Source organism: Micromonospora sp. LZ37, assembly GCF_059359015.1.
Map to the genome: position 1 here is coordinate 733645 of NZ_JCADBL010000001.1, position 21196 is coordinate 754840.

18 protein-coding genes and 1 pseudogene are annotated in these 21196 nt (G+C 73.2%); 6 read left to right on the forward strand and 13 right to left on the reverse strand.

The genetic code is table 11. The features are described from left to right. Positions 1–103 precede the first annotated feature (103 nt). On the forward strand, positions 104–1588 hold the full coding sequence (locus tag AC5L3Z_RS03455) for a sugar transferase (RefSeq protein WP_494839390.1): 1485 nt from the start codon (positions 104–106) through the stop codon (positions 1586–1588). A 12-nt stretch (positions 1589–1600) separates the two neighbouring features. On the opposite strand, the gene AC5L3Z_RS03460 is transcribed toward AC5L3Z_RS03455, so the two are convergent. After that, complete coding sequence (locus AC5L3Z_RS03460) at positions 1601–2731, reverse strand: PP2C family protein-serine/threonine phosphatase (RefSeq protein WP_494839392.1); 1131 nt, start codon at positions 2729–2731, stop codon at positions 1601–1603. A gap of 90 nt (positions 2732–2821) precedes the next feature. On the opposite strand from AC5L3Z_RS03460, the gene AC5L3Z_RS03465 reads away from it, so the two are divergent. Next, positions 2822–3298 carry a MarR family winged helix-turn-helix transcriptional regulator gene (locus AC5L3Z_RS03465; protein ID WP_494839394.1) on the forward strand — a complete coding sequence of 159 codons (477 nt, stop codon included), beginning with the start codon at positions 2822–2824 and terminating at the stop codon, positions 3296–3298. Between the two features lie 19 nt (positions 3299–3317). Here the strand turns inward: AC5L3Z_RS03465 and AC5L3Z_RS03470 are convergent, their stop codons facing one another. Both AC5L3Z_RS03470 and AC5L3Z_RS03475 read right to left on the reverse strand, forming a co-directional pair. After that, positions 3318–4946 carry a PP2C family protein-serine/threonine phosphatase gene (locus tag AC5L3Z_RS03470; protein WP_494839395.1) on the reverse strand — a complete coding sequence of 543 codons (1629 nt, stop codon included), beginning with the start codon at positions 4944–4946 and terminating at the stop codon, positions 3318–3320. A gap of 165 nt (positions 4947–5111) precedes the next feature. Then, a complete protein-coding gene (locus tag AC5L3Z_RS03475) occupies positions 5112–6374 on the reverse strand; it encodes an ROK family protein (RefSeq protein WP_494839397.1) in 1263 nt (420 codons plus the stop codon). A 49-nt stretch (positions 6375–6423) separates the two neighbouring features. On the opposite strand from AC5L3Z_RS03475, the gene xylA reads away from it, so the two are divergent. The 3 genes from xylA to AC5L3Z_RS03490 are packed head-to-tail and all read left to right on the forward strand — an operon-like array spanning position 6424 to position 10587. Further along, a complete protein-coding gene (xylA, locus tag AC5L3Z_RS03480; protein ID WP_494839398.1) occupies positions 6424–7611 on the forward strand; it encodes a xylose isomerase in 1188 nt (395 codons plus the stop codon). Positions 7612–7622: 11 nt separating this feature from the next. After that, positions 7623–9119, forward strand: a complete 1497-nt coding sequence (gene xylB / locus AC5L3Z_RS03485) for a xylulokinase (RefSeq protein ID WP_494839399.1) — start codon at positions 7623–7625, stop codon at positions 9117–9119. A gap of 55 nt (positions 9120–9174) precedes the next feature. Beyond that, positions 9175–10587, forward strand: a complete 1413-nt coding sequence (locus AC5L3Z_RS03490; protein ID WP_494839401.1) for an MFS transporter — start codon at positions 9175–9177, stop codon at positions 10585–10587. A 639-nt stretch (positions 10588–11226) separates the two neighbouring features. Here AC5L3Z_RS03490 and AC5L3Z_RS03495 read toward each other — a convergent pair. From AC5L3Z_RS03495 to AC5L3Z_RS03515, 5 genes are all read right to left on the reverse strand, one after another. Continuing rightward, the gene (locus AC5L3Z_RS03495; protein WP_494839602.1) at positions 11227–12897 is read right to left on the reverse strand and encodes a glycoside hydrolase family 13 protein; all 1671 of its coding nucleotides are present in this window, start codon (positions 12895–12897) and stop codon (positions 11227–11229) included. A gap of 44 nt (positions 12898–12941) precedes the next feature. Continuing rightward, complete coding sequence (locus AC5L3Z_RS03500; RefSeq protein WP_494839403.1) at positions 12942–14015, reverse strand: LacI family DNA-binding transcriptional regulator; 1074 nt, start codon at positions 14013–14015, stop codon at positions 12942–12944. Positions 14016–14081: 66 nt separating this feature from the next. After that, entirely contained in the window at positions 14082–15050 is a 969-nt protein-coding gene (locus AC5L3Z_RS03505; RefSeq protein ID WP_494839405.1) for a carbohydrate ABC transporter permease, read from the reverse strand. Position 15051: 1 nt separating this feature from the next. Then, entirely contained in the window at positions 15052–16098 is a 1047-nt protein-coding gene (locus AC5L3Z_RS03510) for a carbohydrate ABC transporter permease (protein WP_494839407.1), read from the reverse strand. Positions 16099–16167: 69 nt separating this feature from the next. Beyond that, positions 16168–17511, reverse strand: a complete 1344-nt coding sequence (locus AC5L3Z_RS03515) for an ABC transporter substrate-binding protein (protein WP_494839409.1) — start codon at positions 17509–17511, stop codon at positions 16168–16170. Positions 17512–17773: 262 nt separating this feature from the next. On the opposite strand from AC5L3Z_RS03515, the gene AC5L3Z_RS03520 reads away from it, so the two are divergent. Further along, on the forward strand, positions 17774–18547 hold the full coding sequence (locus AC5L3Z_RS03520; RefSeq protein WP_494839410.1) for a M23 family metallopeptidase: 774 nt from the start codon (positions 17774–17776) through the stop codon (positions 18545–18547). A 49-nt stretch (positions 18548–18596) separates the two neighbouring features. On the opposite strand, the gene AC5L3Z_RS03525 is transcribed toward AC5L3Z_RS03520, so the two are convergent. From AC5L3Z_RS03525 to AC5L3Z_RS03545, 5 genes and pseudogenes are all read right to left on the reverse strand, one after another. Beyond that, positions 18597–19091: a TspO/MBR family protein gene (locus AC5L3Z_RS03525; RefSeq protein WP_494839412.1), complete on the reverse strand. Its 495-nt coding sequence runs from the start codon at positions 19089–19091 to the stop codon at positions 18597–18599. A 151-nt stretch (positions 19092–19242) separates the two neighbouring features. Beyond that, positions 19243–19389 (reverse strand): GPGG-motif small membrane protein, encoded by a 147-nt coding sequence (locus tag AC5L3Z_RS03530; protein WP_334525784.1) that lies wholly within the window; start codon positions 19387–19389, stop codon positions 19243–19245. Further along, positions 19380–20154 (reverse strand): annotated as a pseudogene (locus tag AC5L3Z_RS03535) (metallophosphoesterase family protein). Before AC5L3Z_RS03535 ends, AC5L3Z_RS03530 begins: the two are co-directional and overlap by 10 nt. Positions 20155–20167: 13 nt before the next feature. Further along, complete coding sequence (locus AC5L3Z_RS03540; protein WP_334525834.1) at positions 20168–20377, reverse strand: hypothetical protein; 210 nt, start codon at positions 20375–20377, stop codon at positions 20168–20170. A gap of 53 nt (positions 20378–20430) precedes the next feature. Beyond that, complete coding sequence (locus tag AC5L3Z_RS03545) at positions 20431–21084, reverse strand: nucleotidyltransferase (protein WP_494839414.1); 654 nt, start codon at positions 21082–21084, stop codon at positions 20431–20433. Between the last annotated feature and the right edge of the window lie 112 nt (positions 21085–21196).

A 21196-nucleotide genomic window follows, 5' to 3' on the forward strand; every position in this document is an offset into this window, starting at 1 on the left:
AGCATCATTGTCAGGGCAGGATGTCGACAGTGCTCCGGCGTCGGCCCCCCCGGTGGGGACGACGGCGGACCGGGGCCGACCGGTGCGATGTGGGGGAGGCTGAGTGACCTCGGCGACGCTGTCCACGCCCGTACGGACCCCGCCGGCCCCCCGGGCCCGGCCACCGCGACCGGCCACCCACGGCGACCAGCGGGCGTACGTGCGGACCATGGTGGTGCTGGACACCGCCGTGCTCTCCCTGGCCGTCCTCGCCGGCTACGCCGCCCGCTTCGGCGACGGCGTGCCGGTCGGCTCGCAGATCCCCTACCTGCTGGTGGCGCCCGGTCTGGTGCTGGCCTGGCTGGTCTCGCTCAAGGCGCTGCGCTGCTACGACGACCGGGTGCTGGGCTACGGCGCGGAGGAGTACCGGCGGGTGAGCACCGCCAGCCTGCGGCTGGCCGGGACCGTCGCCATCATCGCCTACATCGCCGACGTGGGCGTCTCCCGTGGCTTCCTGGCGATCTCCTTCGCGGTCGGCACGGTGGCGCTGGAGGTGTCCCGGTTCGCCGCGCGCAAGCGGCTGCACCGGGCCCGCTGCAAGGGCGCCGGCTGGTCCCGCCGGGTGCTGGTGGTCGGCGACACCGCCCACGTGCTGGAGCTGGTGCACACCCTGCGCCGCGAGCCGTACGCCGGCTACCAGGTGGTCGGCGCGTGCATCCCCGACGCGCTGCTCGCGCCGGTGCCGCAGCGGCTCAGTGACGTGCCGGTGGTCGGCTCGCTGCGCGGCATCCCCGAGGCGGCCACCGCGATCGGCGCGGACACCGTCGCGGTCACCGCGTCCGGCGAGCTGACCGCCACCCGGTTGCGGCGGCTGGGCTGGCAGCTGGAGGGCACCGGGATCGACCTGGTCGTCGCCCCGGCGCTGACCGATGTGGCGGGCCCGCGGATCCACACCCGGCCGGTCGCCGGCCTGCCGTTGATCCACGTCGAGGCGCCCGAGTTCCGGGGCGCCCGCAAGCTGGTCAAGGAGCTCGTCGACCGGACGGCCGCCGGGCTCGCCCTGTTGTCGCTGCTGCCGCTGATCGCGGCGATCGCGCTGGCCATCCGCCTGGACAGCCGGGGCCCGGTGCTGTTCCGGCAAACCCGGGTCGGGCAGGGCGGCGAGGAGTTCGGGGTGCTGAAGTTCCGCACCATGGTGGTCAACGCCGACGCCCTGCTCGCCGAGCTGGCCGCCCGCAACGAGACCGACGGCCTGATGTTCAAGATGCGCGACGACCCGCGGGTGACCCGGGTCGGGCGACTGCTGCGCAAGTGGTCCCTGGACGAGCTGCCCCAACTGGTCAACGTGCTGCTCGGCCAGATGAGCCTGGTCGGCCCCCGCCCCCCGCTGCCCACCGAGGTGGCCCGCTACGACGGCGACGTGGCCCGACGCCTGCTGGTCAAGCCGGGCATGACCGGGCTCTGGCAGGTCAGCGGCCGCTCCGACCTCAGCTGGGAGGACGGCATCCGACTCGACCTCTACTACGTCGAGAACTGGTCGCTCGCCGCCGACCTGACCATCCTCTGGAAGACCTTCGGCGCGGTGCTCCGGGGGCGCGGGGCGTACTGACCCCGGGTGCGGTCAGGGCTGCGGCCCGGTCCAGTCCAGGCAGACCACCACCGCGTCGTCGATCAGGTCACCGGCGACGAACGCCCGAAGGTCGCCTATCAGCGACCGGACGGCGTCCAACGGCTCCATCGGGCCGGTACGGCGCAGGAAGCGGTCCAGCGCCGTCTCCCCGTACCGGACGTCCCCGCCGGTGGCGTCGACCACCCCGTCGCTGACCACGAAGAGCCGGTCGCCCCGGCGCAGCTGGAAGCGCTGCTCGTGGTAGTCGGTCCCCTCGAACATGCCGAGCGGGAACTGCTTCTCCAGCACCTGCTCGATCACCTCGCCGTCGCGCAGCAGGATCAGGCGGGGCGACCCCGCGTCGACCGCGGTCAGCTCGCCGGAGGCGAGATCGAGATCGAGCAGCAGGGCCGAGAGATGCTGCTCACCCCGGTGCAGGTCGTAGATCGCCTGGTCGGCCAGGGCGGCCTGGTCGGCCAGGGCCAGCCCGGCCCGGCGCGCGTTGCGCAGCGCGTGGGTCGCCAGCGAGGTCAGCATCGCCGCGGCCACCCCCTCGCCCATCCCGTTGACCGTGGAGAGCCAGAGCCGGTGCCCGTTGTCGGACCAGTCGAAGCTGTCCCCGCGCACCGCGTACGCCGGCTCCAGCTGGCCGGCCAGGCTGAACGAGGGTCGGATCCGGCTGCGCCCGGGCAGCAGATCCCACTGCATCTCGGCGGCGAGGGTGAGCCGCCGGGCCCGCCGGGCCGTCAGGTAGACGTCGGTGCCGGGGGAGACGGCGGCCAGTTCGTGGCCGAGCGCGGCGGCGATGCCGGCCAGCTCGGCGATCACGGTCCGGTCGTCCGGCACCGGGGCCAGCCGCAGCACCCCCCGCCGCTCGCCGCGCATCCCGACCGGGAACCAGCCCCCGCCGTCGGCGAGCACCGGCTCCTGGTGGTCGAAGCACCGCCAGGCCGGGTGGCCGGGCCCGGTGAGCGCCTCCCCGTCCCCCAACGGCAGCAGCGCCGAGAGCCGGTAGTCGACCTGGTAGAGCTCACTCTCGGTGACCCCGTAGGCGCTCGCCAGCTCCTCGGCGAGCCGGTCGAGGAGAAGGTCGGCCGGGGCCTCGATCAGCACCCGGCGGGTCCGATCCTCCGGTCCGCTCATCATCACTCCTTCAGGCAGGGCCGGTTGACAGGTACGCCGGGTAGTCTCGGGCGCACCATGGCCGAAGAACGCGGTCCACACGGACCCGAAATGAGTATGGCCGCCGAGGTCGACGCCGCGGCGGGGACCATGCTCGCCGTCTGGGAGGCGGCGCGGGAACAAACCACCAGTCGCCTCTCCAGCGCCCAGCTCCGGGCCGTCATGGTGGTGGAGCGGCACGATGGGATCAACCTGCGTCGGCTCGCCACCCTCCTCGACATGCTGCTCTCCTCGGCCAGCCGGCTCTGCGACCGGCTGGTGGCCGCGGGCATGCTGGAACGCGAACCGGGCCGGACGGACCGGCGGGAGATCTCCCTGCACCTCACCCCGGCGGCCCGGAACATCCTCGTCGAGCTGCGCCGGGACCGCCGGCGGCGACTCGACGACGTGCTCGACGGCATGAGCCCGGAGGGGCGGCTGGCGCTGCTGCGCGGCCTCCGGGAGTTCGACCGGATCGCCCGGGAGCGGGAGGTGCCCGCCGAGCCGTGGCAGGCCGGGACCGTCCCGCCGATCTCCCGCTCCGCCTGACCTGCGGCGGGCCGCGCGGTCACGCCCGGCCGGCCGCGGCGACGGCGAGCATGGCGATGTCGTCGTGGCTCTGCCCGTCCAGCCACTCGTGCACCAGCTGGAGCAGACGGTCGACCACCACGTCCGGCGGCAGCCCGGCCACCGAGGCGAGCGCCCGGTGCAGCCGGCCCTCGCCGAACATCTCCGCCGCCGCCGGGCCGCCGCGCGCCCCGGTCACCCCGTCCGTGTACGCCAGCAGCAGCTCACCCGGGGCGAGCCGGACCGCCACCTCGACGAAACGGGCGGTGCCGAACGCCCCGACCGGCATGCCACCCACGGTGACCGGGGTGACGCCGCCGCCGGGGTGGACGACCAGCGGGGACGGGTGGCCCCCGCCGGCGATCCGCAGGCGTACCCCGCCGTCGGGGTCGGGGGCCACGGTGCCGAGCAGCAGGGTGGTGAACTGGGCCTGCCGGGCGGCGTCCGGCGCATCGAAGAGCGCCCGGTTGAGCAGCCGCATCAGCTCCACCGGGCGCTGCTCGACCAGCCGCAGCGTCTGCAACGACTGGCGGACCCGACCGGTGAGCACCGCGGCGCCGACGCCCTTGCCGCAGACGTCGCCGAGCGCGAACATCCCGCCGTCGGGGGTGGGGAAGACCTGGTAGAAGTCGCCGCCGATGCGCAGGCTGTCCCCGGCGGCCCGGTAGCCGCCGGCGAGGGTCACCCCGGGGACCGGCGGCAGCTCGGGCGGCAGCAGGCTGTTCTGCAGGATCCGGGCCAGGTGGGCCTGCTCGCCGTAGAGGTCGGCGGTGGCGACCGCGGCGCCGGTCCGGGCGGCGAACTCACGGGCCAGCTCGATGTCGCGTGGCGCGAAGCCCGGGCGGTCGGCCCGGCGGATCAGCAGCAGGGCGCCGGCCGGTGCGCCGGCGCGCGGCATCGGGCAGGTCAGCACGGTGCCGGGCCGACCGAAGCCGGCGGGCAGCACCGCGGCCAGCGCGGCCGGCTCCGGGTCGAGCCAGGGGACGGGGTCGGTGACGTCGCCGTCGAGCGTCTCGGCGAGGCCGGGGACGGAGCCGGTCAGCTCCGGACAGCCGATGCCGGTGACCGGGCCGGGGTCGTCCTCGGTGTACCGGATCCAATGCGGCACGGTCTCGGCGGGCGACGGCGGGTGGTGGATCACCAGCGCGGCGTCGGCCAGGTAGGGGACGGGCAGGGTGGTGGCGGCCCGCAACGTCTGGTCCCGGTGCAGCGAGAGGCCGAGCCGGCTGCCGGCCTGGGCCAGGAACGCGGTGCGGGAGCGTTCGGCCAGCAGGGCCTCGGCGCGGGTCTGTTCCTCGGTGACGTCCCGCACGTACCAGGCGCACCGGCCGGTGGTGAGCTGCCGGCAGACGCCGCGCAGCCGCCGGCCCCGATGCTCGGCGTCGAAGCCCCGCGCCCCCTGCTCGACCGCGTGGGCGAGCGCCGGCACGGCGCACTGGGACAGGTCGGTGCCCGGGGTCAGCTCGGGGAGGAGTCGGGCCGCCATGGCGTTGACGAGGGTGACCACCCCGGCGTGGTCGGTGGTGACCACCGCTTCGGCGAGGCCGTCCAGCAGTTCGCGGGCGAGCCGGGGGTCGGCCGGCAGCGGTGCCTCCGCAGCCGGGCGGGCGGCCTGCCCGTCACCGCTCACCGGCCCGGCAGCGCCACTCCGGCGGGTCGTCGTCACCGCCGGTCGCCGGGCGCGGGGCCCTGTCGACCGCTGCGCATGCTGGTGGTGCACTCCTCGGGTGAAGATGGTTGCCTCGCGGAAAGGGTACCGAGGCGGACCCGCGATCGCCCGTCGAGGAAGCCCGTCTCAGGTCGGGCGGGAGAGCCATCCGGACGGTCGGGTGATGATCCGGCGTACCACCGAGCCGGCCCCGCCGACCGCTGCCGACGCGGCCCCGAGCGCCGCCGCGCGGACGGTGACCGGCGACCAGGCGGCGGTGAGCACCCGGTCGGTGAGCTCCGCGACCACGGGGGGCCGCAGCCAGCGGGCCAGGGGGGCGTATCCGCCCCCGAGCACCACGGTGTCCAGGTCGAGCAGGTTCACCACGCCGGCGACGGCGACGCCGAGGGCGGTGCCGGCGGCGTGCAGCGCGGCCAGGGTGGGCGGGTCGCCGGCGTCGGCGAGGTCGGCCAGCCGCCGGGCGGCGGTGTCCGCCGGCAGGTCCGCGCCGGCCAGCCCGGCCGCGGCGAGCACGGCCTCCTGCCCGGCGTACGTCTCGAGGCAGCCTCGTCCGCCGCAGCGGCACGGCCGCCCGCGCGGTTCGACGGGGATGTGCCCGATCTCCCCGCTCCAGCCCCGGGCGCCGCGGAAGAGCGCGCCGTCGAGCACGATCCCGGCGCCGATGCCGACCTCGCCGGAGACGTGCAGGAAGCTGCGGGGTCCGTCCGGTCGGGCGTGCAGCTCGCCGAGGGCGGCGAGGTTCGCCTCGTTCTCGACCACCAGCGGGGGTACGCCCGGCACCGGCTCGGTCACCGTCGGGTGCGCGGCGAGCAGGGCGGGGACGTCCACCTCCCGCCAGCCGAGGTTGGGCGCGAGCCGGACCAGCCCGCGCGCGTCGACCAGGCCGGGCACGGCCAGGGTCGCGCCGGCGAGGGTCAGCCCCTCCCGTACGGCGGCGGCGCGGGCCCGGCCGGCCAGCTCGACCAGTCGGGCGAGCGCGTCGGCGGGGGAGACTGGCCGCAGGTCGGCGCGGTGCACCTCGTGGTGCCGGACCTCCCCGGCGAGGTCGACCACGTAGGCGGCCAGGTAGTCGACGTTGATCTCCAGGCCGAGCCCGGCGGGGCCGTCGCGGGCCAGCAGCAGGACCCGGGCGGGGCGTCCGGCGCCGGTCCGGGGAGCGGGGTCGGCCTCGGCGACCAGCCGGCCGGTGATCAGGTCGTCGACCACCGCCGAGACGGTGGCCCGGGTGAGGCCGGTGTCGGCGGCGATCCGGGCCCGCGACGGCGGGGGGTCGGCGGCGGCGATCCGCCGGAGCACCACGGCGAGGTTGAGCTCGCGCAGGCTGCCCTGCCGAACCGCCCCGGCGGTGCGGGAACTGGTCACCGCTTGACAGTGCCACACGACGGTCATTTAATTCAACCACTGAACAAATTGCGGACGACACCCCCGGAGGTCTGCCATGGCACCCCGTCCCACTCCCGCCGACAAGTTCTCCTTCGGGCTCTGGACGGTGGGCTGGCAAGCCCGTGACCCGTTCGGCGACGCGACCCGCCCGGAGCTGGACGCGGTCGAGGCGGTGCACCGCCTGGCCGAGCTGGGCGCGTACGGGATCACCTTCCACGACGACGACCTGGTGCCCTTCGGCGCGGACGCCGCGACCCGGGACGCCCACCTCACCCGGTTCCGCAAGGCCCTCGACGAGACCGGGCTGGTCGTCCCGATGGTGACCACCAACCTCTTCACCCACCCCGTCTTCAAGGACGGCGGCTTCACCAGCAACGACCGCGACGTCCGCCGCTACGCGCTGCGCAAGGTGCTGCGCAACGTCGACCTCGCCGCCGAGCTGGGCGCCCGCACCTTCGTGATGTGGGGCGGCCGGGAGGGCGCCGAGTACGACCTGGCCAAGGACGTCCGCGCCGCGCTGGACCGCTACCGCGAGGCGGTCGACCTGCTCTGCCAGTACGTCGTCGACCGCGGCTACGACCTGCGCTTCGCCCTCGAGCCGAAGCCGAACGAGCCGCGCGGCGACATCCTGCTCCCCACCGTCGGGCACGCCATGGCGTTCATCTCCACCCTCGCCCACCCCGAGCTGGTCGGGCTCAACCCCGAGGTCGGGCACGAGCAGATGGCCGGGCTCAACTTCGCCCACGGCATCGCCCAGGCGCTCTGGCAGGGCAAGCTGTTCCACATCGACCTCAACGGCCAGCGCGGCATCAAGTACGACCAGGACCTGGTCTTCGGCCACGGCGACCTGCTCAACGCCTTCGCCCTGGTCGACCTGCTGGAGCACGGCGGCCCGAACGGCGGACCCGCGTACGACGGGCCCCGCCACTTCGACTACAAGCCCTCCCGCACCGAGGACATGACCGGGGTGTGGGCCTCGGCCGAGGCGAACATGCGCACCTACCTGCTGCTCAAGGAGCGGGCTGCGGCGTTCCGGGCCGACCCGGAGGTGGCCGCGGCGCTGGCCGCCAGCCGGGTGGCCGACCTGAACACCCCGACGTTGGCGCCGGGGGAGAGCTACGCCGACCTGCTCGCCGACCGGACGGCGTTCGAGGACTTCGACGCCGACGCGGCAGGTGCGAAGGGCTTCGGCTTCATCCGGCTCAACCAGCTCGCCGTCGAGCACCTGCTCGGCGCGCGCTGAGGCGGGCCGCCATGCCGCTGGTCGCCGGGATCGACTCGTCCACCCAGTCCTGCAAGGTGGTGATCCGCGACGCCGAAACCGGCGCGCTGGTCCGGCAGGGCCGCGCGCCGCACCCGGACGGCACCGAAATCCACCCTCGGGCCTGGTGGGAGGCGCTGCGCAGCGCCGTCGAGGCGGCCGGCGGGCTGGCCGACGTCGCCGCCGTCTCGGTCGGCGGCCAGCAGCACGGCATGGTCTGCCTGGACGAGGCGGGCGAGGTGGTCCGGCCCGCGCTGCTGTGGAACGACACCCGCTCCGCCGACGCCGCCCGCGACCTGATCGCCGAGGCCGGTGGCGGCGAGGCCGGCCGCCGCTTCTGGGCCGAGGCGGTGGGCAGCGTGCCGGTGGCCAGCTTCACCGCCACCAAGCTGCGGTGGCTGGCCCGGCACGAGCCGGAGCACGCGGCCCGGGTGGCGGCGGTGTGCCTGCCGCACGACTGGTTGACCTGGCGGTTGGCCGGCGCGCCCGGACTCGACGCGCTGCGCACCGACCGGGGCGACGCCAGCGGCACCGGCTACTGGTCCCCACGAACCGGGGAATACCGCCTCGACCTGCTGGAACAGGCCCTCGGCCGGGCGGTGCGGGTGCCCAGGGTGCTCGGCCCGGCCGAGTCCGCCGGCTTCCTCGACCCGGCCGGGCTCACCGGCGCTCCGCCCGGCGGCGGGTCGGCCGGCGGGCCGTCCCGGTCCGGCGGGGCCGGCCCCGGGATCCGGCTCGGCGCGGGCACCGGCGACAACGCCGCCGCGGCGCTCGGCGTCGGGGCCCGCCCCGGCGACGTGGTCGTCTCCATCGGCACCTCGGGCACGGTCTTCGCGGTGGCCGACGCGCCGGCCGCCGACCCGTCGGGGACGGTGGCCGGCTTCGCCGACGCCACCGGCCGATACCTCCCGCTGGTCTGCACCCTCAACGCCGCCCGGGTGCTAGACGCCGCCGCGGCGATGCTCCGGGTCGACCTCGACGAGCTGAGCGCGCTGGCGCTCGCCGGCCCGCCCGGGGCGGACGGTCTGGTGATGGTCCCCTACCTGGAGGGGGAGCGGACCCCGGACCGGCCGCTCTCCACCGGCGCGGTGCACGGGCTGACGCTGCGTACCGCCACCGCGGCGCACCTGGCCCGGGCCGCCGTCGAGGGGATGCTCTGCGCCCTCGCCGACGGGCTCGACGCGCTGACCGCCCAGGGTGCCGTCGCCGAGCGGGTGATCCTGGTCGGCGGCGGCGCCCGGTCCGCGGCGGTGCGCCGGATCGCCCCGCAGGTCTTCGGGCGACCGGTGGTGGTGCCGCCGCCGGGCGAGTACGTGGCGGACGGCGCGGCACGCCAGGCCGCCTGGGTCGCCCTGGGTGGCGCGGTGCCACCCGAGTGGTCGGTCACCGGCGCCGAGGAGTACGACGCGGAGTCCGTCCCCGCCGTCCGGGAGCGGTACGCGCAGGCCCGTGACCGGACCGTCGAACGGGTGGACGCGCCGAAGGGGTGAGCGGGGGCGGGGGTCGGTCACCGGGCCGTGACCTGTTCCTGGTTGGCTGCCGGTCATGACCAGCACCAGGACCGCACGGGGCGGGAACGCGGCGCACCGGTACTACAGCGTCGTGGTCTTCGTGGTGCTCGCCTCGCTGGACAACGTGGCCATCGGCCTGGTCCCACCGCTGTACGGGCCGATCTCCGGGGCGCTGGACGTACCGCAGCGGCAGCTCGGCCTGGTCACCGCGGTGAGCTTCCTGCTCAGCGCGGTGGCGTCGGTGGCCTGGGCGTACGTGGGCGACCGGACGAACCGGAAGCCGCTGCTCATGCTCGGCACCCTGGTCTGGGCGGCCGGCACCGGCGGCAGCGCGCTCGCCGACAGCTGGTCGGCGTTCCTCGTCGCGCAACTGGTGGCGGCGGTCGGCCTCGGCGCGGTCGGTTCGGTCGGGTTCTCCGTGGTCACGGACCTGATCTCACCGCGCCGCCGGGGGCTGGTGATGAGCTTCTGGGGGCTCTCGCAGGGGGTGGGCACCCTCGCCGGCACGCTCACCGGCGGCATCCTCGGTGCCACCGACTGGCGGCGCCCCTTCCTCATGCTCGCCGTGGTCGGGCTGGTCGCCGCGGTGGCCTACCTCTTCACGTACGACATCCGGCGCGGGCAGAGCGAACCGGAGCTGGCCGGGGTGATCGACGCCGGCGCCGAGTACGACTACCGGATCACCCGGGCCGACCTGCCCCGGATCCTGGCCCGGCGGACCAACCTTTGGCTGATCCTGCAGGGGCTGACCGCGCAGGCGGCGTTCGGCTCGCTGGTGTGGCTGCCGGTGCTCTTCGCCGAGCGGGCCGAGGCGCAGGGCTACTCGACCGCCACCGCAGTGGTGGTGGGCAGCGTCTTCGCCACCCTGTTCCAGCTCGGCGGGGTGCTCTCCATCGTCGGCGGGCTGGCCGGCGACGCGCTGCAACGGCGTACCCCCCGGGGCCGGGCCCTGGTCGCGGCGGTGGGCATCCTCGCGGCCGTGCCGTTCTACCTGGTCCTCTTCCTGGTGCCGGTACGGATCCTGGTGCCCGACGGCGCGGGGGCGGGCGAGGTGGTCCGGGCGGTGCTGGCCAGCGTGGTGACCGAGCCGACGGTCGGGCTGAGCCTGCTCACCGCCGTGCTCGCGCTGGCGCTCACCTCGGCGAACTCGCCGAACTGGTTCGCCCTGATCGCCGACGTCAACCCGCCCGAGCACCGGGGCACGGTCTACAGCCTCGGCAACCTGGTCAACGGGGTGGGTCGGGCGGCCGGCAACGGCCTGGTCGGGGTGGCCTTCCACGGGCTGCGGGCGGCCTTCCCGCCGCCGCTGAACTACGCCGTCGGGCTGGCGGTCTTCCAGCTCTTCTTCATCCCGACCGGGCTGATGTACTGGCTCGCCTCCCGGACCTCGCCCGGGGACATCGAGTCCGTGCACGACCTGCTGCACACCCGCGCCGACCGCCTCTGACCCACCGCGCGCGGACCCGGCGCCGACCGTTCCTTGGCGGAGGCGAGCAGGTCGCCCCGGCCGCTCGCCACCCGGCACCCACCGCCGGGACCCAGCCCCAGCGTCCACCGGCTGGCGCCGCATCGCGCCGACCCGGCGCCCACCACCGGCGCCCCCAGCGTCCACCGCCTGGCGCTGCACCGCTCCGACCCGGCGCCCCACTGCTCACCAGCGGCGTCCCCACCCGCACCATTCGCTGGGGCTGTGGGGGAGTGTCCGTGTGGTGGTGCGGCCCCTTTAGAGCTGATGACGCAAACGACTCAGGTCAGGTCAGGGATGCGGCGACCGGCCCCGCTCCGGTCGCCGCCGACCGGCGAGTCGGGCGTCTGATTCATTTGCGTCATCAGCTCTAAAGGGGGCGGTGAGGTCCTTGCCACCGGCGCCGAGCACCCGGCGGTCGCCGGCCGCCGTCGCAGAGCATCGGCACCGTGCGGCGTACCGCGACACCGCAGTCAGCGCCACGGGCAGCACCGCGACGGCACCGCGACCCGCGCCGCCGGTCCGCGCCGCCGGTCCGCGCCGGGCCGTCCGCGCCGCTGGGCGGCGAACGCCCGTCCGCCGGCCCTCGCTGCGTGGCGGGGCCGGCGGACGGGCGGTACGTCAGGCGCGGACCCAGACCGTGACGTCGGTGGGCACCCGGCCGTCGGCGTCCAGCGGGGCGCTGCTGTGCAGCACCTCCCCGGCCGGCGCCGGCACCGCGGCGTCGCCGAAGTTGGTCAGCACGACCAGGTCGCCGTTGCGGAAGGTCAGCACCTCGTCGCCCGAGGAGAGCCACTCCAGCGTGCCCCGGCCCAGCCCGTGCTCGCGGCGCAGCCGCAGCGCGGTCCGGTACATCTCGTACGTCGAGGTGGGCACGCCGCGCTGCCGGTCGAGGGCGTACTCGGCCCAGAGCGGCGGCTGGGGCAGCCAGCTGGCGTCGGTCGGGCCGAAGCCGTACGACGGGGCGTCGGCCTCCCACGGGATCGGCACCCGGCAGCCGTCCCGGCCCCGCTGGGTGTGGCCGCTGCGCTCCCAGGTCGGGTCCTGCCGGACCTCGTCCGGCAGCGTGGTGTGCTCGGGCAGCCCCAGCTCCTCACCCTGGTAGAGGTAGGCGCTGCCGGGCAGGGCCAGCATCAGCATGGTGGCGGCGCGGGCCCGCCGCAGGCCGAGTGCGGCGTCCGGCTGCGGGTCGCCGACGCCGATGCCGTTGGGCCGGACCGTGCCGATCGGCAGGCCGAGCCGGGAGGCGTGCCGCACCACGTCGTGGTTGGAGAGCACCCAGGTGGTCGGGGCGCCGACCGAGTCGGTGGCCTCCAGCGAGCGGGTGATCACGGCGTACTGGGCGGGAGCGGTCCAGGAGGCGAGCAGGTACTCGAAGTTGAACGCCTGGTGCATCTCGTCCGGGCGCACGTAGCGGGCCAGCCGCTCCGCCGGCTCCACCCACGCCTCGGCGACCAGGATCCGCTCGCCGGGGTACGAGTCGAGCACCCGGCGCCAGTCCCGGTAGATCTCGTGCACGCCGTCCTGGTCCCACATCGGGGGCTGGGGCTTTGCCACCTCGTTGCCGGAGAGGATCTCCTGCGGCTCCTGCCAGTCGGCCAGGTCGGCCTGCTTGATCAGGCCGTGCGCCACGTCCACCCGGAAGCCGTCCACGCCGCGGTCCAGCCAGAACCGCAGCACGTCCCGGAACTCCTCGCGGACCTCCGGGTTGTCCCAGTTCAGGTCCGGCTGGCCGGTGTCGAACAGGTGCAGGTACCACTGGCCGGGGCGGCCGTCCGGGTCGAGGATCCGGGTCCAGGCCGGACCGCCGAAGACGCTCTGCCAGTCGTTCGGCGGCTGGTCGCCGTCCGGGCCGAGGCCGTCCCGGAAGATGTACCGGGACCGCTCCGGGCTGCCGGGGGCGGCGGCCAGGGCGGCGGTGAACCAGCGGTGCGCCGAGGAGGTGTGGTTCGGCACCAGGTCGACGATGACCTTCAGGCCCTTGGCCCGGGCCTCGGCGATCAGCTTGTCGGCGTCCTCCAGCCGGCCGAAGAGCGGGTCGACGTCGCGGTAGTCGGCCACGTCGTACCCGGCGTCGGCCTGCGGCGACGGATAGAACGGCGACAGCCAGACCGCGTCGACACCCAGTTCGGCGAGGTGGCCGAGGCGGTTGGTGATGCCGGGCAGGTCACCGATGCCGTCGCCGTCGGAGTCGGCGAAGGAGCGCGGGTAGATCTGGTAGATGGCGGCCTCGGTCCACCATCCGGGGGCCACGCCCGCGGACTGGTCCGGCTGCCTAGCGTCGGTGTTCAGAGCCTTACTCCCTCTGTATTGCTGTTGCGGATGGTGGAATTCGGTCAGTTTGCCCGGGGCGGCGCGGTCGAGTCGCGCACCACCAGGCGAGTGGGCAGGATCACCGGCTCCGCCGAGCCACCGCCGGGGGCGGCGGGGTCACGCGGCTCGGGGATCCGGCCGGCGTACGGCCCGACGTGGCGGGCGCCGAGCGGGTCGAGCAGCAACTGGGCGGCGAGCCGGCCCTGTTCGGCGGCGGGCTGGGCGATGGTGCTCAACCCGAGCACGCCGGCGAGGTCGTGGTCGTCGACCCCGATCACGCTGACGTCCTGCGGCACCCGGAGCCCGGCGTCGCGCAGCGCCGTCATCGCGCCCATGGCCATCTCGTCGCAGGCCGCGAAGATCGCGGTCGGTGGCTCGCCCCGGGCGAGCAGTTCGACGGTGGCCCGGGTGCCGCCGTCGATGGTGAACTGCGACTCGACGTCCAGGCTCGGGTCGGGGCGGATCCCGGCCGAGCGCAGCGCCTCCCGGTAGCCGCGGCGCCGGTCCAGGTGGGTGGTGAAGGCCAGCTCGTCGTCGGGGTCGCCGGAGATGTGGGCGATCCGGCGGTGTCCCAGGTCGAGCAGGTGCCGGGTGGCCGTCCGGGCGGCGGCCACGTCGTCGATGCGGACGCAGGGCCAGCCGGGGACGACGGTGCCGGAGCTGATGGTGATCCCGGGCAGGTCGAGCGTGGCCAGCGCGGTCAGGTCGGCGGGGCGCAGCGGGGTGGCCACCAGCATGACCGCGTCCACCCGCTTGTGCAGGTTGGCGGTGCGCAGCACCCGCTGGCGGATCTGTTCGCGCCCGCCGAGGTTGTGCAGCAGCAGGTCGTAGCCGGCCTGGTGGAGGTGGTCCTCGACCGCCTCCACCACGGTGCTGAAGAACCAGCGGGTGATCCGGGGGACCACCACGGCCACCGTCCCGGTCCGGCCACCGGCCAGCCGGGAGGCGCTCGGCGAGACCGCGTACTCCAGTTGCTCGGCGGCGGCGAGCACCCGGCGGCGGGTCGCGGCCGACACCGTCGGCAGCCCGCGCAGCGCCCGGGAGACGGTGGCGGTGGACACCCCGGCGAGCCGGGCGACGTCGTCAATCCTGGTCATGGTCTTCCCCCGCTCCGCGTCGACCCCGCCGCCGCCCGGGGCGCCCGGGCGGCGGCGGTACGGCGGTCAACCCTTGACGCTGCCGGCGAGCAGACCTCGCACGAAGTAGCGCTGCAGGGAGAGGAACACGATCAGTGGTACGACGATGGACACGAACGCACCGGCCGTCAGGCGCTGCCACTCGTTGCCCCGGGTGCCGGCCATCTCGGCGAGCTTGACGGTGAGCGGCGCCGTCTCGGCGGCGCCCCCGGCGAAGATCAGCGCGACCAGCAGGTCGTTCCAGACCCAGAGGAACTGGAAGATGCCGAACGCGGCCAGGGCCGGGGTGATCAGCGGCAGGACGATGGTGCGGAAGATCCTGGGGTGGGTGGCCCCGTCGACCCGGGCCGCCTCCATCAGATCCTTGGGCAGCTGCGAGATGAAGTTGTGCAGCAGGAACACGGCGAACGGCAGCGCGAAGCAGGTGTGCGCGAACCACACCTGGACGAACTTCTGTTCGTCGACCAGGTCCCAGGCCGGCATCAGCGTCACGCCGCCGAGGGTGACCCCGGTGGAGAAGAACTTCAGCAGCGGCACCAGGGCCATCTGCAGCGGCACGATCTGCAGCGCGAAGATCGCGATGTAGAGCCAGTCCCGGCCCTTAAAGTTGATCCAGGCCAGCGCGTACGCGGCCAGGGCCGCGAAGGCGAGGGGGAAGAGCACCGACGGGATCGTGATCGCCAGCGAGTTGATGAAGTAGCCGGCGAGCTGCCCGGACGACGAGGATCGCCCGAACAGCACCTGCTGGTAGTTCTCCAGGGTGAACTGCGGGTTGGTGAAGGCGGTCCACCAGCCGGTGGTCTTGATCTCGTCCTCGGGCCGGAGCGACGAGATGAGGAGGCCGAAGGTCGGGATGGTCCAGACCACCGCGATGACGATCGAGACGAGGGTCGCGGTACGGCTGTTCAACCGCTTGCGGACCCGCGCGGCGGTGCCGGGCGTACGGCCGTCGGTCTTCTGGGTGCCGGCGGCGACGGTGGGCGTTGCGGTGGTCATCTCAGCCCTCCCGCTGCTGACGGAGGTTGCGGATCTGGTAAATCACGACCGGGATGACCAGGATGAAGAGGAAGACCGCGAGCGCGGAGCCCCGCCCGCTCTCGCCGTACCGGAACGCCTGGTTGTACATCTCGCTGGCGATCACGCTGGTGTCGTAGTTGCCGTTGGTCGCGGTCCGGACGATGTCGAAGACCTTGAGCGTGGCGATCGTGAGGGTCACCACCACGACGATCAGCGCCGGGCGGATGCTCGGCATGGTGATCTGCCAGAACATCTGCCAGGGGGTGACCCCGTCGAGCCGGGCGGCCTCGACGATGTCCGCCGGGATCGCCTTGATGGCGGCGGAGAGCACCACCATGGCGAAGCCCGCCTGGATCCAGACCATGATGACGATCAGCAGCAGCGTGTTCAGCGGTGACTCGAGCAGCCACTGCTTGGGTTCGCCGCCGAGGCTGACCACGATCTGATTGAGCAGACCGATCTGCTCGCCCTCGCCGCGGTAGGCGTAGACGAACTTCCAGATGATGCTGGCGCCGACGAAGGAGATTCCCATCGGCAGGAAAATCAGTGACTTGGCCACGGTCTCGAACCGGGCCTTGTCCACCAGGACGGCGTAGAGCAGGCCGAACGAGGTAGCCACCAGGGGGACCAGGAGCACCCAGACCAGGGTGTTGATCAGGACCCGGACGATCGAACCGTCGGAGAACATCCAGCCGTAGTTACTCAGCCCCACCCAGTCGTTGCCGCCCCTGTCCATCAGGGAGAGCAGCGTGGTGCGGATGGCGGGGACGACCAGGCCGATGGTGAGCAGCAGCACGGTCGGCAGCAGGAAGAAGAGCGCGAAGAGGCCTTCCCGCTGCCTGGGCCGGCGGGGGAGCGGAGCGCCGCTCGCGGAGGCGGCCACGAGCTGCGCCTCCCGTCGCCGGGCGAACCGGGCGGGCACGACGTCGAGCAGCAGGAGCAGACCGCCCACCGCTACGACGAAGGCGATCAGCCCGTACATCAGCATGAGGAGCTTCGGCTGCTCTTGCGCGAAGTCGAACTCCATCAACCCTCCCTCTGGGGTCGGCTCGGCCGGTGGCCCGGCCCGCGATCGCGGGCCGGGCCACCGCCGGGATCACTTCGGCCAGCTGTTTTCGATGCCCTGGAGCACCGGAGCGGTCTGCTTGCCGTTCAGCCAGTCGACCATGCCCTTCCAGAACGTCCCCGCGCCGACGCCGGCCGGCATCAGGTCGGATCCGTCGAAGCGGAAGACGGCGCTCTTGTCCTGGAGGATCTGGACGGAGAGCTTGTCGATCGGGCTGGCGACGTTGGCGATGTCCAGCTTGTTGTTCGCCGTGAGCCAGTTGCCCAGCTTGGCGCGGCTGTTCACGTACTCACCCGAGGCGAGGTAGGTCTGCACCGCCTGCACCTCCGGGCGGTCGGCGTAGGCGACGACGAACTCGCCCGCGCCCAGGACCGGCTTGCCCTTGGCCGGGTCGATGGCCGGGAAGTAGAAGGCGAACGCGTCGCCGTCCTCGGCCACCTTGGTGCCCTCAGGGAACTGGTTGGCGTAGAAGGACGCCTGCCGGTGCATGGCGCACTTGCCGTTGGTGATCGGCACGCCCGCCTCCTGGAAGGAGGTGGTGGTGATGCTCTTGACGCCGCCGAAGCCGCCGTTGACGTACTTCTCGTTCTTCAGGATCGCGCCGGCCTTGTCGACCGCGTCGGCGACCTTCGGGTCGTTGAACGGGATCTGGTGCGTCGTCCACTGGTCGTAGACCTCGGGACCCTGCGTACGCAGCATCACGTCTTCGATCCAGTCGGTCGCCGGCCAGCCGGTGGCGTCACCGGACTCGACACCCACGCACCACGGCTTCATGCCGCTGTCGGCGATCTTGTCGCTCAGGGCGATGAGCTGGTCCCAGGTGGTCGGAACCTCCCAGCCCTTCTCCTTGAACGTCTTCGGCGAGTACCAGACGAAGGACTTGACGTTCGCGCCGAGCGGCACGCCGTAGAGCGTCCCGTTCACGGTGCCGTACTTCAGCCAGTCGGCCGGCATGTTCTGCTCGGCCAGGGCCTTGGTCTCGGCGCCGAGGGCCTTCAGCTTGCCGGCGTCCGCGAAGCGCTTCACCAGACCCGGCTGGGGCACGAAGGCGATGTCGGGGGCGTTGCCGCCGTCGACCCGGACGGGGAGCTGGGCCTCGAACTCGCCGCTGCCCTCGTACTGGATCTCGATGCCGGTGCACTCGACGAACTGCTCCCACGACTTCTCCAGCAGGTCGGCCTCCGCGTCACGGATGGACGCGTAGATGGAGACCTTCTTGCCGTCGTTGTCGCCGTACTTCTCGTATGGGGCGCACTCCGCGGAGCCCGCGTTGCTGCTCTTCTTGTCGTTGCCGGTGCCACATGCGGTGGCGCCGAGCGCCAGGCCGAGTACGCCGGCGATCGCGAGAGCCTGGCGTGATCTGGCAAACGCCATGCCGATCTCCTTCCTTGCCGGCGCATGGGGGAATCGAATTCGCGCCGGTCCGATGGTCGTCTACACATGTAAGCGCTTGCATCCCCCGGGGTCCACCCCCTGGCGGACACGGCCCGGTAACAATCCCGAGACCTGCTCACCGGCTATGGTCGCGCTCCCAGGACGACGGCCCGCACCCGGAGTGCGCACCTCTTCCCATCGATGGCATTTTCTGCCACGCTGACCGCATCTCATCGAAGGTTCTCAACATCGGAGGTGCTGGATGCGTAGACGGTGGTGGAGCGTCGCGGTGGCCGCCCTGCTCGCCGCGGGGACCCTCGTCCCGGCGAGCCCGGCGATGGCGGCCCCGACGTTCAAGGTGCCGTTCCCCTGCGGCCAGTCCTGGTCCGGCCAGACCCGGTCCGACCACAGCCCGGCGTACGCGCTCGACTTCAACCGCACCGACGACCTGGGCGACCCGGTGGTCGCCAGCGCTCCCGGCACCGTCGACCGGGTCACCGACCTCGGCGGCACCAGCTACGGCAAGTACGTCCGCATCGACCACGGCGGCGGTTACACCACCTACTACGCCCACCTCAACGGCTTCAACGTCTCGGTCGGGCAGAGCGTCGGCTACGGCAAGGTGATCGGCTGGGTCGGCAGCACCGGCGGGTCGAGCGGGCCCCACCTGCACTACGAGCAGCGGCTCAGCGGCAACGACATCCAGGTCCGGTTCAACGGCGCCCTCGCGCTCTACTGGGGGACGAAGACGTACACCAGCGACAACGCCTGTTCCTCGGCGACCGGCTCCGGGACGGTGAACACCGCCGGCGCCGACCTGACCGTCCGGTCCGGCCCCGGCACCGGGTACGCCGCGGTCGGCTCGGTCGCTGACGGCACCCGGGTCACCATCCACTGCCAGACCAGCGGCAGCACCGTCACCGGCACGTACGGCACCAGCGCGATCTGGGACCGGATCGGCGCCGGGCGGTACATCGCCGACGCGTACGTGTACACCGGCCACGACGGCTGGATCCCGGACGTGCCACGCTGCTGACCTTGCGCGGGGAACGGGCCCCCGTGCGCCGGGGGCCCGTCCCCGGGCCTCAGCTGTTGAGCTGCCAGATGGCGAAGTTGAGCGCGGCGGCGAAGGTCACCCAGGCCCAGTAGGGCAGCATCAGCGCCGCGGCGGGGCGCGAGACCCGCTGGAAGAGCAGCACCGTCACCCCGATCGCCAGCCACATCAGCACGATCTCGGCGAACGCCAGGCCGTACCGGCCGGCGCCGAAGAAGAGCGGGGTCCAGATCGCGTTCAGCACCAGCTGGGCGATCCAGGCGTACAGCGCCGGACCGAAGCCGACCCGGCGCCAGACCAGCCAGCCGGCGATGGCGATCAGCGCGTAGAGGACGGTCCAGACCGGGCCGAAGAGCCACGAGGGCGGGGCCCAGTCCGGCTGCCGGAGGCTGGCGTACTCGTCGGCGGTCCCCTGCACCCCCAGCCCGCCGATCGCCGCGGCGACCGTCACGGCCGCGCCGAAGCCGAGCAGCGCCCACCAGGTGCGCGCCCCGTGGGTCCGCGAGGGGCTCCCAGTTATCTCCATCGTCGAGATGTTTCCGCGACCCGTGATCGGCAAACCCGCCCCGGACAGCGAAGCGCCGGGGTCGTCGGCTCCGGGTGTCTCCTGTCTGGGAGGACGGAGATCCCGGTGCCGACGACCCCGGCGGGTCCGGAAGCGGCGTGCCCGCCGCGCGTCAATTGCTGAAGATGCTGACACCACCCGGGCCGACCAGCAGCCCGACCACGATGAGGACGATGCCCCACAGGATCTGCCGGCGGAACAGCGCGAGGATGCCGGCGACCACGAGTACCACTGCGAGAATCCAGAGAATCAGCTCCATGGCGGCTGAATACCCGAGGCGCCGGTCCGAGAAACCTGGTCCTCAGTCCACCTGATCTCCCACGTGGAAGATGCTGTACGCCTGCTTGATGACCGGGTGGGCGACGTTGCGGACCCGGACCCCGCCCGGGGTGGTGCCCCGCTCGGTCCCGTGGTGGGCGTGCCCGTGCAGGGCCAGCGCGGTCGGCGCCGAGTCGATCGCCTGACCCAGCTGGTACGAGCCCAGGAACGGATAGATCTCCAGCGGCTCGCCCGCGAGCGTGTCCGGCACCGGGGAGTAGTGGGTCAGCGCGACCACCAGGTCGCACTCGAGCCCGCGCAGCGCCGCGCCCAGCGCGTCGGCGCTCTGGTTGGTCGTCCGGACGAACGCCTTCATCTCCGGCTCGCCGAAGTCGCTGGCGCACCGCCCGGCGAAACCGCCGCCGAAGCCCTTCACCCCGGCCACCCCGAGCCGGCCGCCGGCGCACTCCACCACCGTCCCGGTCCCCTCCAGCACGGTGATGCCGGCGTCCTCCAGCACCTTGACCACCTGCGGCACCTCGTCGCACTGGTGGTCGTGGTTACCCAGCACCGTGATCACCGGTACGCCCAGGTTGCCGAACTCCCGCGCCACGCACCGCGCCTCGGACTCCGTGCCGTGCCGGGTCAGGTCACCGGCGAGCAGCAGCGCGTCGGCGCAGTCGGGCAACTCCTCCAGGGCGGGCCGGAACCGGCCGACCACGTCCTCGTCCAGGTGCACGTCGCCGACGGCGGCGATGCGGATCATGCTCGGACCCCTCTCACGGCAACTCCTCGACCTGGGTGGGCGCCTGCGTCCGGATCACCCCGATGTCGCTGGTGATCGGCACGTCCGGGAACCGCTCGGCGACCCGGCGCAGGATCTCCTCCCGCCGGTGCGGGCTCTCCACCTCGCCGTAGAGGACGAGCCCGCGCTCCTTGCGCAGCACGGTGATCCCCTGTTCGGCGACGTCGGGGTCCTCGGTCAACATCCGGTGGATCTCCGCCTCGACGTACTCGTCGGGTGGTCCGGCGCCATGTCTGGTCACGGTGTCTCCTTCCCTTCGGGCGTGCGCGCGTACGGCACCGGCGTGCCGGTGTACGGGACCACGTCGAGTCGGTCCAGCAGCACCAGGAACGCCTCGGCGTACGGCGAGTGCTCGGTCTCCTTCCGTACCCGTTCCCAGTCGATCTGTTCGCGCAGCGAGCGGGCCAGCGGCAGACCGCGGGCGAAGTCGCAGTAGTGCTGCGAGAAGCTGAGCAGCTTGTGCACCATCAGCCGGGTCGCCGAGAGCACCGGCATGTGGATGGCGTCGACCGGGCGGACCACGGTGTCGGCGAAGGTCTCCTCGGTCACCGGGGTCTCGACCGGCCGGTGGATCAGGTCCACCATCCGACCCTCGTCGTAGACCTTCACCAGCCAGTCCTCCGGCGGGCGCTCGGCGGTGAAGCCCTCGGCGACCAGCGCCTCCAGGGACCGCTCGACGTCCTCCTCGCGGAGCAGGAAGTCCACGTCGTGTTCGCTGGAGTGGCCGCCGTGCGCGTACACCGCGAAGCTGCCACCGAGGGCGAACGGGATGTCGTTCTGCTTGAGCACGGCGGCGACCCGCTTGCAGGTGTACAACAGGCTCTCGTCCCCGCGCTCGGCCATCTGGTTCTCCCGTCGTCGTGAAGGTGGACAGGCGGTCGGAAATGACATCGCGTACCCGGCTGGCCCCCGGCTGACACCTCCCGGGGCGGACCCGCAGGTGACGAGCGGGTGACCAGGCGGACAAACCGCCGAGGTGTGAGCGGGCGTCGGATAGCGTGTG